Genomic DNA, 17,351 nt, shown 5'->3' on the forward strand with positions numbered 1-17,351 from the left:
CCCTCACTACTGGTCAGAATGACGTCTACACCCCCGGTCCAGGTTGGCCGAGCCGCGCCTGGACTTTTCGTGTGTGCCGCATGAGTAAAGAGAGGGAGACATTCCCCACTATGACCGCGCGTTACTCTTTGACGCACTCCCTTTGCTCGCTTTTGCCAACGGCCTGTCCTGATGGCGCAAAGACGCGGTTCCAACGCGGCGCGGGCCTGGGATACGTTGGAGGGTTACGCAGAGTTGTTTCGGATCTTGGTCGTGCGCCCCATCGATCACTGCACCGGACACAGGCGCCATGCGATTCGATCAAACTCGCATACATTTACATGTTGAACAGAAATGCCAAACGCGCAATTCAAGTCAGCAACGCGCTTGAAGAAGCAACTTTCTCCATCGTGATGCCGAATAACGATTCTTCAGCTCCGGCGCGGTGATTCGGCCGGGAAGACGCCGGGGGTCTTCACACCCCGCGCACCACCGACGGCCAGTGACCGGAGAGCAGATATCGGCGCACCGACGCCGCGGCGCGCCACCCCTCAGCGGTCACCGCCGCGGCGGGCTCGACGGCGTGCGCCACATTCCCGACCGCGAAGACGCCGGGGATCTCCGTACGGAAGTCCGCGTCGATCGCCGGTCCCCGCGTCCCCGGGTCGAGCGCCACCCCGCCCCGCCGCGCCAGTTCGTGGTCGGGCACGAAGTCACCCGTGAAGACAACGGTGTCGCACGGCAGTTGAGCCAGACGCCCGCCGCGATGCCGCAGCCGCACGGCGGAAATCCGTCCCCTGCCGACGAGTTCGGTGACCTCCGCGCCGGTGAGCAGCGGGACGCCGTGCCACAGCCGGGCCCCGGCGGCGCGCCAGGGCGTGACGCGGTGCCGGGCCTCCGCCGTCACCTGCGCGGCCACGGCGACACCCGCGCGCCGGAGCGTGTCGAGCGCCGCGTACGCGACGGGCTCGGCGCCCACGACCACGGCCCGGGTGCCGATGTGGTGGCCGTACAGGTGGACGGCCTGCTGGAGTTCGCCGGTGGTGTAGACGCCGGGGGCGCGGCCACCGGGCACGAGGCGCGCGGCGCGCGGGCGTTCGCGGGCGCCGGTGGCGAGGACGACGGCCCGCGCGGTGAGGCGTTCCAGGCCGTCGGGGGAGGTGGTGTCGAGGGTGCGGGGGCCCGCCCAGTCGGTGGCGGTGACGCCGGTGCGCACGCGCGCGCCCGCGCGCCGGGCCGCGTCGACGTGGGCGCGGGCGTACCGCGGCCCGCTCGTGCCGGGTCCGGTGAGACCCGCAAGACCCGTAAGACCTGCGAGTCCTGTGAGTCCTGTAAGTCCTGTGAGTCCGGCGAAGGTGCGGGCGCCGAAGCCGCCGTGGTGGCAGTGGCGGGGCACGCCGCCCGCCTGTTCCTCGCGCTCCAGGACCTCGACATGGCCCACGCCCGCCGCCGCGAGCCCGGCGGCGGCCGCGAGGCCCGCGGGTCCGGCGCCGACGATCAGCACGTCCACGGTGCGCTCGTGCCTCATCGTGCCCTCTCCACGCGGTCGCGTCCCGCGCGCGGGACGTTTCCTTCGAGCAGTGAGCGGACCGCGGCGCCGCAGTAGAAGCCCTGGCAGCGCCCGCCGCGGGCCCGGGTGCGGCGGCGCAGGCCGTCGACGGAGACGGGCGGCACGGTGCTCGCGAGGGCGTCGCGGATCTCCCCTCGGGTGACGCGCTCGCAGTGGCAGACGAGGGTGCCGTACGCCGGGTCCGCCGCGATCAGGTCGGCCCGCTGGTAAGGGCGCGGGAAGCGCTCGCCGATGTTCGGCATGGTGACGGGCGCGAGGTCCCGGGGCGCGCCGAGGTCCAGGCCGCAGTCCGCGAGCAGCCCGGTGACGTGCGCGGCGATGGCCATGGACGCGGTCAGGCCGGTGGAGCGGATGCCGCCGACGGTGACGTAGCGCTGCTCGGGCCAGGGGCGGATCCGGTAGTCGTCGTCCTCGGTCGCCGCGCGCAGGCCCGCGTACGCGGCGGTGACCTCCTCGTCCAGGAGGTCGGGCAGGATGCGCGCGCCCCGCTCGCGCAGGAAGGCGAGCCCGTCGGCGGTGGTGCCGGTGGCCCGCTTGTCGTCCAGGTCCTCCGCCGTGGGACCGAGCAGGACGTTGCCGTACACCGTCGGGGCGACCAGGACGCCCTTGCCGAGCGCCGTCGGCACCGGCAGCAGGATGTGGCGCACGAGGTCGCGGGCGAGCTTGTCGAAGACGAGGAGCTGGCCGCGGCGCGGGGTGACGGTGAACGTGTCGTGGCCGAGCATGCGGTCGACGGTGTCGGCGTGCAGGCCCGCGGCGTTGACGAGGTAGCGGGTGCGCAGCTCGCCGCGGCTCGTGGTGAGGACGCGGGGGCCGTCGCCGGGCGCGTCCGTGCCGGCGTCCGTCAGGCGGCAGTTCAGGTGCAGGTCCACGCCGGAGCGCACGGCCTGGGTGGCGTACGCGAGGGGGGTCGTCCAGGGGCAGATGACGCTCTCGTCCGGCACGGCGAGGGCGCCGAGGGCACCGGGGCCGAGCCGCGGCTCGCGGGCGCGCAGCTCGGCGGCGTCCAGGAGGACCGTCCGGTCGTAGCCGTTGCGCTCGGCCTTGGCGCGGAGGGCGGGCAGGGCGGCGAGCTGTTCCTCGTCCCAGGCGACCAGGAGCGCGCCGACCCGCTCCACGGGGATGCCGCACTCGGCGGCGTACGAGGCGAGGCGCCGCTGTCCCTCGCGGACCAGGCGGGCCTCGAGGGAACCCGGCACCGCGTCGAACCCGGTGTGCAGGATCGCCGTGTTGGCCTTGGACGTGCCCTCGCCCACGTCGTCCGCGGCCTCCACGACGGCGACGCGCAGCCGGTAGCGGGCCAGTTCGCGGGCGATGGCGGTGCCGACGACTCCGGCGCCGACGACGGTGACGTCGTACGGGAGGGAGGTGCTGTCGTACGGGAGGGGGGTGCTGTCGTCCGGCTCGTGCGCGGACGCCGACGTCGGCCCCCGCCCCGCGGGCGGTCCCGGGGCGGTCGGCGCGGGCGGCAGGGTTCCGGCACGAGTGACGCGGCCGGGTCCGCCGCGCCCGGGCGCCCCGGCCCCGCTCACGACGGCGTGCGGTCGGTGAGGACCGCCACCTGCGCGCGGAACGCCTCGCGGCGGGCGGCGGCCTCGTCGGCGCCGATGCGCGGTTCGTAGACGGCGGCCGGGCGCCAGTCGGGCACGACGTCCCGCAGGGTGAGGCTCGGGTCGAGGCCGAGGCGGGCGACCGCGCCCACGCCGAGCGCCGTGACGTCGGGGAGTGCGGAGACCTCGACGGGCAGTTGGAGGAGGTCGGCCTGGGTCTGCATGAGCAGGTCCGAGCGGGTCAGACCGCCGTCGACGCGCAGGCTCCGCAGCGGCTCGCCGAGGTCGGCGGTCACCGCGTCGGCGAGCTCGGCGACCTGCGCCGCGACGCCCTCGCACAGCGCGCGCACCAGGTGCCCGGCGGTGGTGTCCAGGCCGAGGCCGGTCAGGGAGCCGCGCAGGTCGCCCCGCCACCAGGGCGCGGCGAGCCCGGCGAGCGCGGGTACGAAGGTGACGCCGCCGGTGTCGGGGACGGCGGAGCCGATCGGGTCGATGTCCTCAGGCCCGCCGATGACGCCGATGTCGGTGAGCCAGCGCACGGCGGACGCGGCGGTGTAGACCTGCCCGTCGAGGCAGTAGCTGCTGCGGCCGCCCAGGCGCCAGGCGACGCAGGCGACCAGCCCGGAGTCGCCCCGGCGCGGGCGGGAGCCGGTCTGGGCGAGCAGGAACGCCCCGGTGCCGTAGGTGCACTTGGCGCTGCCGGGCTCGGTGACGTCCTGGGCGAGGAGCGCCGCCTGCTGGTCGACGAGGAGCCCGGTGAGCGGGACGTCACCGCCGAACGCCGTGGTGGTGCCGACCTGTTCGGCGGCGTCGACGACGCGCGGCAGCCGCTCGGCGCCGAGCCCGAAGACGTCGAGGGCGCGCGGCGACCAGGCGGCGGAGTCCAGGTCGAGGAGCTGGGTGCGGCCCGCGGTGGCCGCGTCGGTGACGAAGGCGCCGGTGAGGCGGTGCGTCAGCCAGGCGTCGCTGGTCGTGACGACGCCGTGCCGGGTGAGGTGGCGGCGTATCCACGCCATCTTGGGGGCGGCGAAGTAGGGGTCGAGGGGCAGTCCTGTGAGCGCCTTCAACTCGTCGGCGTGCTCGGCGAGTTCCGCGCACAGGTCGTCGGCGCGCCGGTCCTGCCACACCAGGGCGTCGGTCAGCGGCTCGCCGGTCTCCGGGTCCCAGGCGAGCACCGTCTCACCCTGGTTGGCGAGGCCCACGGCGGCGACCGGCTCGCCCGCGTCGGCCAGCGCCGCACGGCCGGCGTCGAGCACGGAGGCGAGCAGCTCGTCGGGCGCGACCTCGACACGGCCGCCGGGCAGATGGCGGGGGCGCACGGGTGCGGTGCCGGAGCCGATCACGCCGCGCTCGGGGCAGACGACGAGCGCCTTGGTGCCGGAGGTGCCCTGGTCGACGGCGAGCACCGGGCCGGTCATCGCCGCGCTCCGCGGCGGGGCGGGCGGGCGGCGGGGCACGGGCCGCGGTCAGTCGTGATCACCGCGGAAGCCTGCTACAGCGGGCGCGGGGCCGTCAAGGGTCGGCGCTTGCGTCAAATGCCGCATTCAGTGCTGTTGTTGAGCAACACAGAACTCAACGTTCACATCGGCGCGCCGCGTTGACACAACTTGGTCAAGAAAGATCCGAGGACCGGCCGGTAATCGGAACACTCCGCTCTACACTGACCGCCGAACAACATCAGTAACTCACACACCACTTGACCGACCCGTACACCCCGTCGTCACCCGTCGCCCACACGCACAGCGCGTCCACTCTCCGTTCACCTTCCCGTTCACCCCTTCGTCCGCCGCGGAACACCCCCCACCCGCTCGCCAGAGCCCAGAGGACCATGCCGATGCCGTTAGCCCGCCCGGTGTACCACCCGGCCGGTCACGACGCTCCCCTGCGTGCCGTGCTCCAGGACCTCAAGGCAGGCCGCTGGGTGTCGACCAGAAACCTGCTGACCGAGACCCCCGACTGGGGACTGTGGACGCAGCGCACACAGATCCTGGCCGCGGCCGTCGCCGGTTCCGACGTGGTGCGCGCCTGGCTCGCCGAGGAGCCGCGCAGCGTCGCCGCGACGGTGCTCCACACCCGCGTCACGGTGGAGCGCGCCCTGCGCGCGCACCGCGCGGGCCACCGCCACACCAACGAGCTGTGGCGGGAGGCCAACGAGGCCTGCCGCGTCGCCTCGCAGACCACGCCGGAGGACCCCGTCCCGTGGATCTGTCTGCTGGCCCTCGCCCAGCTCGACGAGGGCCAGCGGTGGGACGAGCACCGGGTGGCCGCCCCGGAGCCGATGCTCTTCCCCGGCCCCTGGCACATCCTCGCCGAGGCCGACAAGCGCGACCCGGGCAACCGCGAGGCGTACCACCGCATGCTCCAGTTCGCGTACCACCGCAGGCCCGGAGCGCCGCTGACGGAGGCCGTCAACTTCGTGCACTGGGCGTCCGCCGCGGCCCCCGCGGGCTCGGCGCTGCACGTCCTGCCGCTGTACGCGCGCGTGGAGCGCTACCGCCGCGAGGGCGGCAACGCGCGCGCCCTCGACCTGCACTGGGTCGGCGAGGACGCCACGCGCGGCGCGCTCAGGGCGCTCCAGCTGTGGTTCGACCACGCGCGGCCGGAGTCGACGTCCCTGCTCGACCTCAACTACCTGGCGCACGCGCTGTGGGGAGCCCACCAGTTCCACGACGCGGTCCGGGTGTTCGAGGCGCTCGACCCCTTCTACACGACCGTGCCGTGGACGTACCGCACGCACGCGCCCGGTGACGCGGACGCGGCCGCGGAGGCCTTCGTCCAGGCCCGCGCGCGCTGTTACCACGCGGCCCGCGGCCCCGGCACCGGCCCGCACGGCTGACCCTCCCCCCTCCCCCGCTCGTCCCCCGCGTTCACAGAGACCCCACACCCCCCGTACCCCCCGCTCTTCCCCCGGAGGTTCACCCGTGTCCCGCACCACCGTGTCGAGCTCCGTCCCGGCGCCAGCGCTCCCGGACGAGGAACAACGGCTCCGAGAGCTCGGCTACCAGCCCGTCCTGGCCCGCCGCATGGGCGGGTTCGGCAACTTCGCCATCAGCTTCTCCGTCATATCCATCCTGTCCGGCTGCATGACGCTGTACGGGTTCGGCCTCGGCACCGGCGGCCCCGCCGTGATGATGTGGGGCTGGGCGGGCGTCGGTCTGATGGTGCTCTTCGTGGGCCTCGCCCTCGCGGAGGTCACCAGCGCCTATCCGACGTCGGGCGCGCTCTACTACATGGCGGACCGGCTCGGCGGGCGCCGCTGGGGCTGGTACACGGGCTGGCTGAACCTGCTCGGCCTGCTCGGCGCGATCGCGGGCATCGACTACGGCGCGGCCCTGTTCAGCGGCGCGCTGCTCAGCATGCACACGGACTTCACGCCGACGGCCGGATCCACGTTCGTCATCTTCCTGTGCATCCTGCTCCTGCACGCGCTCCTGAACCTCTTCAACGTGCGGCTGGTCAGCCTCTTCAACTCCATCTCCGTGTGGTGGCACCTGACCGGTGTCGCGGTGATCGTCGGCGTCCTCGCGATCGTTCCCGACAGCCACCAGTCGCCGTCGTTCGTCTTCGGCGAGTTCGTCAACGACACGGGCTGGTCGAGCCCGATGTACGTGGCGATGATCGGCCTGCTCCTCGCCCAGTACACGTTCTCCGGGTACGACGCGTCGGCCCACCTGTCGGAGGAGACCTCCAACGCCTCCGTGACGGCGGCCCGGGGCATCGTGCGCGCGATCTGGGTCTCCTGGATCGCCGGTTTCGTGCTGCTCGCCGGTCTCACCTTCGCGATCCAGGACTACGTCGGCACCCAGGAGAGCGCGACCGGCGTGCCCCCGGCGCAGATCTTCATCGACGGGCTCGGCACGTCCGGCGCCACCGCCCTGATGCTCATCGTGATCGTGGCGCAGCTGTTCTGCGGCAACGCCGAGACGGCCGCGGCCAGCCGCATGGTGTTCGCGTTCAGCCGTGACAACGCCCTGCCGGGATCGAAGCTCTGGCGCAAGGTCAGCCCGAAGACGCAGACTCCGGTGCCCGCCGTGTGGCTCTCGGTGGGCCTCGCGGCCGTCATCGCACTGCCCTCGCTGTACTCCAAGACGGCGTACGGCGCGGTCACGGCCATCAACGTCATCGGCATCACGCCCGCGTACGCAATCCCGGTCCTGCTTCGCCTGCGGGCGGGCGACCGCTTCCAGCCCGGGCCGTGGAACCTCGGCAAGTGGAGCAAGCCCGTCGGCTGGATCGCGGTGGTCTGGGTCGGCTTCGTGACCGTCCTGTTCTGCCTGCCGCAGGCGTCGCCGGTGAACGTCGAGTCGATGAACTACGCGTCGATCGCCCTCGCCGTCGTCCTGATCCTCGCCACCGTCTGGTGGTTCGTGGCGCGGCGCTCCTACAGCACGCCGTCGGCGTACGGCACGGACAAGGAGCAGGCGGAGATCGCGGAGGACATCGTCTGACCGGGCGTCCGGGCCCGTTCGGCACCGGACGACAAGGGGGCGGTCCACCGGGTGGACCGCCCCTTCACGCTGTCAGGACCCCTGTTTCCCCAGGACGCTCAGACGGCCTCCCACAGGGCGGGGACGTTCGGGGGCTCCCAGCCCGGGTAGGCGGTGTGCCCCTGGACGCAGCGGTAGCGGACGCCTTCGTACGTCACCACGTCCCCGGCCGCGTAGGTCTCCCCCAGCTTCCAGGTGGTCTCGCCGCCGTCGCCGGGCACGGTGAGGGTGTAGGTGGTGGTGTGGGTGGTCTTCCCCGCACCCGTGAAGGTCAGGGTGTAGGTGCCCTGGGCGGTGCCCGCGGCGACCTCGACCGAGGCGGTCGCGGACTCGCCGGAGGTCACGGACTCCGGGCTCAGGGACACGCTGACGCCGGCCGGGGCGCCCGAAGCCGTGAGGGCCACCTTCTGCGGCGCACCGGCCGTGGTGGCGGTGGCGACGGTGACCTTGGCGGACGAGCCGGGCTCGACGGTGCCCGAGGACGGGTTGGCGGAGATCGAGAAGTCGTCCACCGGGGTGGGCGTGTCACCCACCGCCGTCTTCCAGATCGTGTACGCGACGCCGTCCGCGCTGCGGTCCAGGGCGGTGGCGTTGATGTTGGCGGTGGTGTCGCAGGCGGAGTGGTAGCAGGAGTCGTAGGCGCGGCCCGCGGTGCCGCCCCACTTCGCGGCCTCCGCCGCGGACTTCGTGGCCGAGGCGCCGGTGGCGTAGCCGGAGGTGGCGATGCCCACCCGCTGGAAGGAGTAGTCGTCGGAGCGGCCCCGGCCCTCGACGTTCTCCTGCGGGGCGAGGTTGAGCGACGTCCAGTACTCCCGCATCGGCGCCGAGGCGGCGGAGTTCACGTTGTTGATGAAGTAGCCGGCGTTGGTCGAGCCGACCATGTCGAAGTTGTAGTACGCCTTGATCTTGGCGCGCTCGGTGGCGGGGAGCGACGAGGCGTAGTAGTCGGAGCCGTTCAGGCCCTGCTCCTCGTCGGTCCACCAGGCGAAGCGGACCCGGTTCTTCATGGTCGGGTTGTTCTGCGCCAGGGAGAGCGCCGCCTCCAGGATGGTGCCGGAGCCGGAGCCGTTGTCGTTGATGCCGGGTCCCGCGGACACGCCGTCGAGGTGCGCGCCGAACATGTACACGTTGTCGGCGTCGCCGTGCGGCCACTCGGCGATCAGGTTGTTGCCCGCGCCCGCGGAGCACCCGGAGGCGCAGGTCTGCTCGGTGACGGTGTAACCGGCGGCCTGGAGCTTGCCCTTGACGTAGGCGAGCGAGGCCCGGTAGCCGGGTCCGGTGGCCCGGCGGTTGCCGCCGTTCTGCGACGCGATGGTGTTGAACTGGGTCAGGTGCTCGCGCACCTTGGCCACGTCGACGTCCGGCGGCTGCGTCGGATTGCCGCCGCCTGCGACCGTCAGCGTGTACTGGGCGGTGTGCGTCTTGGCGCCCGCTGTGCCCGTGACGGTGATCGGGTAGGTGCCTGCCTTCGCGGACTGCGCGGCGGTGACCTTCATGGTGGCGTCGGAGCCGGAGGTGACGGTCCCGGGGGTGAACGCGACATCGACACCCGTCGGGGCGCCCGACGAGGTCAGCGTGATCTGCTGGGCGCTGCCGGTGACGGTGGTCGTGTTGACCGTGGCGTTGGCCGTGGCGCCCGGGTCGACCTGGCCCGAGGCCGGGTTGAGCCCGAGGGAGAAGTCGTTCTGCTGCCCGGTGCAGGTGGGGTCACCGCTCTGGGCGGGAATGCTGATGGCGTCCCAGGCCGCCTTGGTGGCCTCGAACAGGCCGCAGCTCGCGTCCAGGTTCTTCGCCGAGGTCAGGGTGGCGGTGCGGTAGCGCTTGTACGTCATGCCGCTGGTCTTGAGCAGCATGGCGCCGTAGAAGATCTTGCCGGCGTTCTGGATGCCCACGCCGGTCACGGTCTTCTGGTTGCAGGTGGGGCTGGTGGGCTTGCCGCCGCCGGGGTTGGAGCCCTCGGCCAGGAGATAGAACCAGTGGTTCATCGGCCCGGCCGCCTTGTGCTCCTCGGTCGAGGGGATCGAGGAGTTGTAGCAGTTGGGGTCGTTGTTGATGCGGCTCGGGTCGTACATGTTGCGGATCGGGCCGCGGCCCTGGAGGTTGACCATCTCGCCGACGGTGAAGTCAGGGGTGTCGTACGGCGCGGACTGGTTGGCGTACGCCTCGGTCAGCGCGCCCATGATGTCGCCGGTGGCCTCGCCGAGGCCCCGCTCGTTGTTGGCCCCGCCCGGGGTGTTGGAGTCCAGGCCGTGGCCGAACTCGTGGGCGACCACGTCCATTCCGGCGATCCACTCGTTGGCCGTGTTGCGGCCGATGGTGACGGTGGAGCCGTCCCAGTAGGCGTTCAGCTCGTTGAGGCCCACGCGCACCGGCCAGCTGCGGCCGTTGCCGTCGTGGCCGTTGCGGCCGAACCACTCCTTGAACATGTTCCACTGCTTCTGCGCCGCGAACATGACGTCGACGCAGCCGGTTTCCTTGCTCTTGGGGTCGCCGGTGCCCCATTCGTCGGTGGTCTTGGTGAACAGGCCGCCGCTGTAGTCCGAGCACTGCAGGCCGGGGCGGGTGGTGTCGCGCAGGACGTAGTTGTTGCCCGACCGGGACGTGTCGATGGTCAGCGGGCTCGGGCCGTTCCACTTGCTGCGTCCGGTGCCCGCGCGCACGTCGTCGTAGGTGTCGACGACCTTGCCGGTGCGGGCGTTCACGAAGACGTGCAGCTTGCTGGGGTCGCCCGCCTTGGACCTGCCGGTCAGCACGGTCTCCCAGGCGAGCGTGGGGGTGTCGTCCTTGACCCGGACGACCAGGCGTCCGGAGTCGACCTTCTTGACCGACGCGAGTCTCGCGCGGCTTGCCTTGACCGCCTGCGCGGCCTGCACCCGCGCCTTGGTGCCGACCGAGATCCGGGCGTCGGTGGCGGCGTGGACGGACCGCACCTTGCCCTTCCCGTCGGCGAGGACCACCGCGTCACCGCCCACCACCGGCAGGCCCCGGTAGGTGCGTTCGTAGGCGACGGAGTACAGGCCCTTGCCGAAGCGTGTGACCTGCTGCCGGTCGTACTGTTCCTCGGGCCCCTTGGCGAGCGCGTCGAGGCCGCTCTGCGCCGCCTGGTCGGCGGCGGCGACGGCCTTCGCGAGGGGGTCCGGCCTGCCCTCCGGGGGCGAGGCCGAGGCCAAGGTCGCCGGCGCCACCACCCCTCCGAGCACCAGGGCCAGGGTTATCCCGGCCGCTGCGGACTTTCTGGGCATCTCGGCTCCTTGTGAGAGGTGTGGAAGCCCTGTTCAGCCGGCGGGATCCGGACGCGGCGGACGCCGGTGCCCGGTACCGCCTTTAACTGACCGTGACATGACACAAATAGGGCTGGCGGCACCCTCACACCCCGCCGGATCGTGGTCAATGAATTCCGGCCGCCCGGCACACCCTGGCAAGATCTGGCAAGTCCGGCCGCACCAGCCGGCCCCGGCTCACCCCGACGCGTCCCCGAGCCGCTCCCTGCGCTCCCGGACCTCCGGCAGGTCGCCCCAGCGCCCGGCGAGCCTGCTCCGCAGCCCGCGCAGCTCGGCGGCGATCATCAGCTCCCGGGAGCGCATCGCCTCGGCGAGCACCGGCTGCGCCAGGGCGACTGCCGCGACCGGGTCACCGGCGCACGCCCAGCTGTCCGCGAGCCGCAGGGTGAGCAGCACTCGGGTGGTGCGCATCAGGGGTGGCAGGAGCGCGCACGACTGTGCGGTGGCCTCGATCGCCCGCCGGGCCGCGGCCCGGTCACCGGTCGCCGCCGAGAGGTCGCGCAGCGCGCCGCCGATCGCGGACTCCAGGCGCAGCACGCCCTCGGCGCCGGCGAGCCAGGGCACCTCCAGACGGTCCCGGTCGTCCAGGCGCGCGAACCTGCGCCGGGCCGACGTGATGTGGCGCCCGCACTCGGCGGCGTCCTGGCGGAGCGCGTACGCCCGCGCCTGATAGAGATCCCCGAGCAGCGCCATCCAGCGCCGCTTGGCGTCGACCGCGCCGATGGCCTCCGCGTACACGAGCGTCGACGCCACGTCGCCGTCGAGCCGGACCAGGGTGCACACGTCGCTCAGCAGCGTCGCCCGGGCCGACGCGTCCTGGACGGTATCCGCCCACCGCAGGCCCTGCCCGAACCAGGCCATGGCGACGCCGCTCTGCCCCTGCTCCATCCGCAGCCGCCCGGCGACCTGGGCGTACTGCGCGGCGAGCCGTAACTGCCCGTACGGCAGGCGGCCCGCGGAGTCGACCGCCTCGGCCCAGCGCACCACGCCGCGCAGGAGCCGTTCCACGGTCGCCGCGCACGCGCCCGTCGGCTGGACGAACGCCTCCCGGATCAGGCAGGCGAGACTGGCGGTGAGACCGTGCAGCAGGTCGGACTCCGCGCCGGCCGCCTCGCCCGCGCCGTCGAAGGGCCCGGCCGCCCCCTTAAGGAGGACCGCCGCCTCGCTCTGGTCGGGCACGGCGCACCCCACCGTGCCGTGCGACGGGCAGGCGAGCCCCTCGGCCGGAAGCCGGTCGGGCCACCAGGAGAAGACCGGGGGCGCCTCGTCGCCGGGCGCGTCCGCTCCGGGGAGCGGGGAGAACAGCGTGGGGGCGGTGAGGTTCCGGCCGGGCGCCGGGGGGACGTGGCGCGGCGCGGCGAGGGCCGCCGCGAGCCGGCCGCCGGTCTCCAGGACGACGTCGAGCCGGCACACCAGACCGAAGGGCGGCTCCCGCAGCCCCCCTTCGAGCCTGCTGATGAAGGTGTGGTGGTACCCCACCCTCCTGCCGAGCTGCGCCTGGGTCAGCCCGGCCCGTCGGCGGTGGCAGCGAAGCTGCCGCCCGAACTCGGCCCAACCCGGCTCGGCCGTCTCCGGCACGCCGACGGACATGGCCCCTCCCCACCGGGCCGTGACCCCTCCCCGTCGGGGACCCCTCCCCATCGGGCCCGCGCCCTGGGGGCAGTGTGGCACCCGAGATTGGTACGTACCAATACCCTCACATGCCAAATCCCCTCAAGGAGTGCGGTCGTTGAGGATCCGCTGGAACAGCCGGTGGTCGCGCCAGGCGCCGTTGATGTGCAGGTACCTGCGGGCCAGGCCGTACTCCTCGAAGCCGCACTTGGCGAGGACGCGCTGCGACGCGGTGTTGTCCAGGAGGGTGCCCGCCTCCACGCGGTGCAGGCCAAGACGCTCGTCGGCGATCTGACAGACGGCGGTCGCGGCGGCGGTGGCGAGGCCGCGCCCGGCGTACGTGACGTCGATCCAGTAGCCCAGGTTGCCGCTGAGGAGCGGGGCGGGGGCGATGTGCGAGAGCGTGACGGCGCCCGCGACCTCGCCCGCGTCCTCGTCCAGAAGCAGCCACGGCGCCACCAGGCCCACCGCGCTCTTCTCCGCCTGGGCCCGCAGCCGCTCCGCCTGGCCCTCGGTGGTGTAGAAGGACTCGGGGCGGACCGGGTCCCAGGGGCTGAGGTGGTCGCGGCTCCGGCGGAAGGCGCGGGCCAGGACCTCGGCGTCGGCCAGGGACGCGGGGCGCAGCACGACGTCGTCGGTGAGCCGCTCGGCCCCCGCGATCAGGGGGTGCACCGCCTCACATCCCGCCGGCGACGCGCAGGACCGCGCCCGTCGTGTACGACGCGTCGTCCGACAGGAGCCACGCGACGGCGCCGGAGATCTCCTCGGGCCGTCCCGAGCGGCCCATGGGGATGGTGTGGGCGAGCTTCGCCGGGCGCTCGGGGTCCTCGTGGAACTCGGTCCAGATGACGCCGGGGGCCACGCAGTTGACGCGGATGCCGAGCGGGGCGACCTCCTTGGCGAGGCCCACGGTCATGGTGTCCGTCGCGGCCTTGGTGGCGGCGTAGTGGACGTACTGGCCGGGGCTGCCGAGGGTGGCCGCGCCGGAGGAGATGTTCACGATGGCGCCGCCGCCGGTGCGGGTCATGTCGCGGACGGCGCGGCGGGCGCACAGCAGATAGCCGAGGACGTTCACGTCGATGGCGCGGCGCATGCCCTCGGCGTCGGCCTCGGCGAGGGGGCCGTTGGGGCCGCTGACGCCCGCGTTGTTCACCAGGCCGGTGACGGTGCCGAGTTCGGCCGCGGCCGTCTCGAACAGCCGGTCCACGTCCTTCTCGTCCGTGGTGTCCAGGCGGACGGCGACACAGCGGCGGCCGGTCGCACGGACGGCCTGAGCCGTGCGCTCGGCGGCCTGCTCGTCGGAGCGGTAGCCGACGGCGACGTCGTGGCCGTCCTGCGCGAGCCGCAGGGCGACGGCGGCGCCGATGCCTCGGGTGCCGCCGGTGACGACGGTGACGTGCTGCTTCATGGGGCCTCCGCCCTGGGTCGTCGGAGCGGGGGTCACGCGGGGAGGCTGTCCATGAAGCTGCTCACGGAGAAGACCGCGTTGCCGGGGCCCGCGGGGCCGTATCCGGGCGGCGAGGTGAGGCCGAACTCCTCCATGGTCGCGCGGTACTCCTGGAGCAGCCGCACGTGGTACTCCAGGGGCGCGCCCAGCGGGTTGGCCTTGCCGAGCGGCGTCGTCGGCTCCGGGCACCAGGTGGTGAACCGGGGCGTGATGCCGTGCGCCATGAAGTAGCGCAGGCCCTCGACGGTGGAGTCGATGGCCTCGTCGACCGTCTTGAACCCGAAGGGCTCGGCCATCTCGACGCCCGCGACGAAGTTCGGGATGACGTTGCGCGGCCCGAACACCTCGGCGGAGTCCAGGATGCGGCGGTGCCACTCGTCGCGGCCCACGTAGCGCTCCTTGCCGGGGCAGTAGCGCTCGAACAGATACGGGTCCCACACCTCGTAGTTGGGGTGGTAGATGCGCACGCCGTAGTCGTGGAAGCGCTGCACGTCCTCCTTGGGCAGCGCCTGCGCGACGACCTTGCCGATCCAGCGGCCGGGGAAGCGCTCCTCGATGGCCTTCGCGTACTGGCCGTAGAAGTCGGCCTCGTCCTTGCCGCCGATCGTCGAGGTCACCGCGCCGCCGGTGAGGGTGTACGCCGTGGAGGTCTTCGCGGTGTCGTACTTGTCGATGATCTCCAGCGCCTCCAGGACCTCCTCGACGGGCTTGACGCCCGTGTAGGGGCGGCCCGCGGCCTTGTGCTGGCGCCAGTTGTGGTTGATGTCGCAGTACTGGCACTCCTCCTTGGCGCCGAAGTACTGGCAGACGCGGAAGACCGTGAGGTAGACGAGGTAGCCCCACTGGATGGTCGGGGCGACCTCCATCACGGACTTGCCGTTCGCGAGCTTGTGCCGGTAGTAGTCCGGCATCGGGGGCAGGCCGACGTCGGAGATGCGCTGGCCGTCCAGGTAGAGGCCGAGCAGGCCGTCGGCGTCGGCGGCCACGCGGTAGGGCGAGGACGGGTTCACCCGCACCGACACCACCGTGCGGCGCAGCTCGTAGGGGCCGCCGGTGAGGACGATCTCCTCCGGCGGGCGGCGCAGCGCGGCCTCCCCCAGCTCCGGCAGGGTGCCGTGGTCGAAGGAGAAGATGAAGTACGACTTCGGCTTGATGTCGCCGGAGGCCTCGTTGGCGCTGTCGCTGAGCGCCGACTCGTCGAAGGCGATCCCGCCGCGCAGCAGGTCCTCCTTGATGACGGCCTCGCGCGGCACCTGGGAGTGCCGCTGCATGAGTCCTTCGATCAGCTCCGTACGCCTGGGCATGGGGCGGGCACCTCGGATCCTGTAGAGCTTTGACGTTGTTTGTCTAATTACGTCCGGTTTACGGCCACGCCCGGGATCGCCGTGCGCAAGGTCCACGCTAATACCGGCGGTTTCGTCGCCGAATCCGCCTCCGGTCTGGACCTCGCTCCGCCTCTGGTCGCACGGGGTGGATCCCGGGAACCCGGCCGCCCGGCCTGCGCGTTCTCCAAGTCACCGCACCGGGTCACGGGGCCCGGGCGGTCCGGCCCGAACCGAAGCGCAGGGGGAGCCCATGAACGACCTGGTGGCGGGAGGCAATCTGCCCCTGCCGGACGGCCCCCTCACGCTCCGCGTGCCCGGCCCCTTCGACCTGTCCGTGCTGATCACGGGCGACAGCGGCAAGGTCGCGGGCGACGCCGACTTCGTCTTCTACAACCAGCCCGCCGCGTCCGGCGCCCGCCTCAGCGGCGACACGGTGACGGTCGACGCCCGCCGCCTGCGCCCCGGCGCGAGCCGGGTCACCGTCGTCGTCAGCCCCGCCGAACCCGGCACCGCGCTCGGGCGGCTGCCCTCGATAGCCCTCCAGGTCAGCAGCGTGCGCGGGGACGCCATCGCCCGCTTCACGCCGCCGCGCGCGCAGCACGAGACGGTGCTCCTGCTCGCCGAGATCTACCGCCGCGGCACGGGCTGGAAGCTGCGCGCGCTCGGACAGGGGTACGCGGACGGCCTCGCCGGTGTGGCCAGGGACTTCGGCCTGGACGTGACCGATGACACACCACCTCCGGCCCCAGCCCCAGCCCCAGCTCAGGCTCCGGCGCCCCGGCAGCCCCCGGTCCCCGCGTCCCGGCAGCCCGCCCCGCCACCCCGGGCCCCTGTTCCCCCGCCCCCGCCCCGCGCGGCGGCCCACCCCGGCCGCCCCGCGCCGCACGCCCCGCCTCCCCCGGCGGCCGACCCGTTCCTCGCCCTCGTGAACTCCGCGCGGAACCGCGCCGGTGTCCCGCCCGTGCAGTCCGACGCCCGCCTCACCGCGGCCGCCCGCGCGCACGCCGCCGCGATGGCGGCCCGGGGCGAGCTCGGCTCCGAGGGCGCGGACGGCGTCTCGCTGCACCAGCGCGTCACCGCGGGCGGCTTCACGTACCTGGCGATCGGCGAGCATCTGGTGTCGGGCCCGCGCACCCCGGCCGACTTCCTCGACTACTGCCTGGGCGACGAGCGGTCCCGGCAGACCGTCCTGGAGCGCGCCTACAGCCATGTCGGTGTGGCCTCCGTGCCGCACGCACGCTCCGGGGACGTCTTCTGGACGGCGCTGTGGGCCGAGCCGTACTCCCCGCAAGGTCTGGCGAGGACGGCGGCCGACGTCCTCGCCCGCACCAACGCCCACCGGGCGGCGGCCGGGCTGCGGCCCCTGGCCCCCGACCCGCGTCTGACCGCCGCCGCCCAGGCGCACAGCGCCGACATGATCGCCCGCGCCTTCTACTCCCACACCGCGCCGGACGGCAGCGAGCCCTGGCACCGCGCCGCCGCCGCGGGCAGCGCGCACCGCGCGGTCGGCGAGAACATCGCCTGCGGCCAGCGCTCGGCCGCGGAGGTCGTCGAGGGCTGGATGAACAGCCCCGGCCACCGCGCGAACATCCTCAAGCCCGCCTTCACCCACCTCGGCGTGGGCTTCGCGGGCGGGGGTTCGGCGGGGACGTACTGGACGCAGCTCTTCGGGGGTTAGCGGGGCCGGGGACGGGCATCCGAACAGCGCCGAAGCCCGCGGCCGGGGGCCGTCGCCTCTGACGGCCGCCCGGCCGCCCGGCCGCGCGCCCGGGCCGGTGCTCCGCGCCCGGCGGATCCGCCCCCCGTAGAGCGGATCCCCCGGACCACCGGCCCTCGCTGGTCCGATCCTCAGCGGCCCCCGGCCCTACGGAGTGGTCAATTCCGTAGGCCTGGCACCTCGTTGCTCCGGCGCTTCTGCTCTTCTGCGCTCCGGCGCTTCGTCGCTGCGGTGCCTTCCTGTGCCGGTCGGCCGGACGCGTCGAACCCGGGTCCGAGTCCAGCGGACGCCGGGTTGTCCAGCAGCCCCGTTCCGCGACTCCGAACAAAGTCAGCCGCGTCCCCGCCGGTCGGGGAATGGCCGGGGAGCGGCTTTTGGGACGTG

At 73.2% G+C, this 17,351-nt stretch carries 10 protein-coding genes and 1 pseudogene; 3 read left to right on the forward strand and 8 right to left on the reverse strand.

Going from position 1 to position 17,351, the window contains the following annotated elements; all coding sequences use genetic code 11:
• Window positions 1-475: 475 nt before the first annotated feature.
• The 3 genes and pseudogenes from OO63_RS26040 to OO63_RS26050 form a co-directional block, all read right to left on the reverse strand.
• Window positions 476-1,507 (reverse strand): annotated as a pseudogene (locus OO63_RS26040) (NAD(P)/FAD-dependent oxidoreductase); the annotation flags it as partial.
• Window positions 1,504-3,081 (reverse strand): FAD-dependent oxidoreductase, encoded by a 1,578-nt coding sequence (locus OO63_RS26045; protein ID WP_234311064.1) that lies wholly within the window; start codon window positions 3,079-3,081, stop codon window positions 1,504-1,506. The pseudogene OO63_RS26040 and the gene OO63_RS26045, both read right to left, overlap by 4 nt.
• Window positions 3,078-4,517, reverse strand: a complete 1,440-nt coding sequence (locus OO63_RS26050; RefSeq protein ID WP_030357144.1) for an FGGY family carbohydrate kinase — start codon at window positions 4,515-4,517, stop codon at window positions 3,078-3,080. Before OO63_RS26050 ends, OO63_RS26045 begins: the two co-directional genes overlap by 4 nt.
• 410 nt (window positions 4,518-4,927) lie before the next feature.
• Between OO63_RS26050 and OO63_RS26055 the strand changes: the two genes are divergently transcribed.
• Window positions 4,928-5,935, forward strand: a complete 1,008-nt coding sequence (locus tag OO63_RS26055) for a hypothetical protein (RefSeq protein ID WP_030357143.1) — start codon at window positions 4,928-4,930, stop codon at window positions 5,933-5,935.
• Window positions 5,936-6,020: 85 nt separating this feature from the next.
• Window positions 6,021-7,547, forward strand: coding sequence for an amino acid permease (locus OO63_RS26060; protein ID WP_199819452.1), 1,527 nt, complete (start codon window positions 6,021-6,023; stop codon window positions 7,545-7,547).
• 98 nt (window positions 7,548-7,645) lie between these two features.
• Here the strand turns inward: OO63_RS26060 and OO63_RS26065 are convergent, their stop codons facing one another.
• The 5 genes from OO63_RS26065 to OO63_RS26085 form a co-directional block, all read right to left on the reverse strand.
• Window positions 7,646-10,828: a M20/M25/M40 family metallo-hydrolase gene (locus tag OO63_RS26065; RefSeq protein ID WP_030357141.1), complete on the reverse strand. Its 3,183-nt coding sequence runs from the start codon at window positions 10,826-10,828 to the stop codon at window positions 7,646-7,648.
• 216 nt (window positions 10,829-11,044) lie between these two features.
• Window positions 11,045-12,457 (reverse strand): helix-turn-helix domain-containing protein, encoded by a 1,413-nt coding sequence (locus OO63_RS26070; RefSeq protein ID WP_063750457.1) that lies wholly within the window; start codon window positions 12,455-12,457, stop codon window positions 11,045-11,047.
• Window positions 12,458-12,580: 123 nt separating this feature from the next.
• The gene (locus OO63_RS26075) at window positions 12,581-13,141 is read right to left on the reverse strand and encodes a GNAT family N-acetyltransferase (protein WP_397622258.1); all 561 of its coding nucleotides are present in this window, start codon (window positions 13,139-13,141) and stop codon (window positions 12,581-12,583) included.
• Between the two features lie 13 nt (window positions 13,142-13,154).
• Window positions 13,155-13,886, reverse strand: a complete 732-nt coding sequence (locus OO63_RS26080) for an SDR family NAD(P)-dependent oxidoreductase (RefSeq protein WP_030357138.1) — start codon at window positions 13,884-13,886, stop codon at window positions 13,155-13,157.
• A 32-nt stretch (window positions 13,887-13,918) separates the two neighbouring features.
• On the reverse strand, window positions 13,919-15,229 hold the full coding sequence (locus OO63_RS26085) for a radical SAM protein (protein WP_030357137.1): 1,311 nt from the start codon (window positions 15,227-15,229) through the stop codon (window positions 13,919-13,921).
• Window positions 15,230-15,500: 271 nt separating this feature from the next.
• Between OO63_RS26085 and OO63_RS26090 the strand changes: the two genes are divergently transcribed.
• Complete coding sequence (locus OO63_RS26090) at window positions 15,501-16,928, forward strand: CAP domain-containing protein (RefSeq protein ID WP_030357136.1); 1,428 nt, start codon at window positions 15,501-15,503, stop codon at window positions 16,926-16,928.
• The last annotated feature ends 423 nt before the right edge of the window (window positions 16,929-17,351 follow it).

It is taken from the genome of Streptomyces alboflavus (genome assembly GCF_000716675.1).
GTDB lineage: Bacteria > Actinomycetota > Actinomycetes > Streptomycetales > Streptomycetaceae > Streptomyces > Streptomyces alboflavus.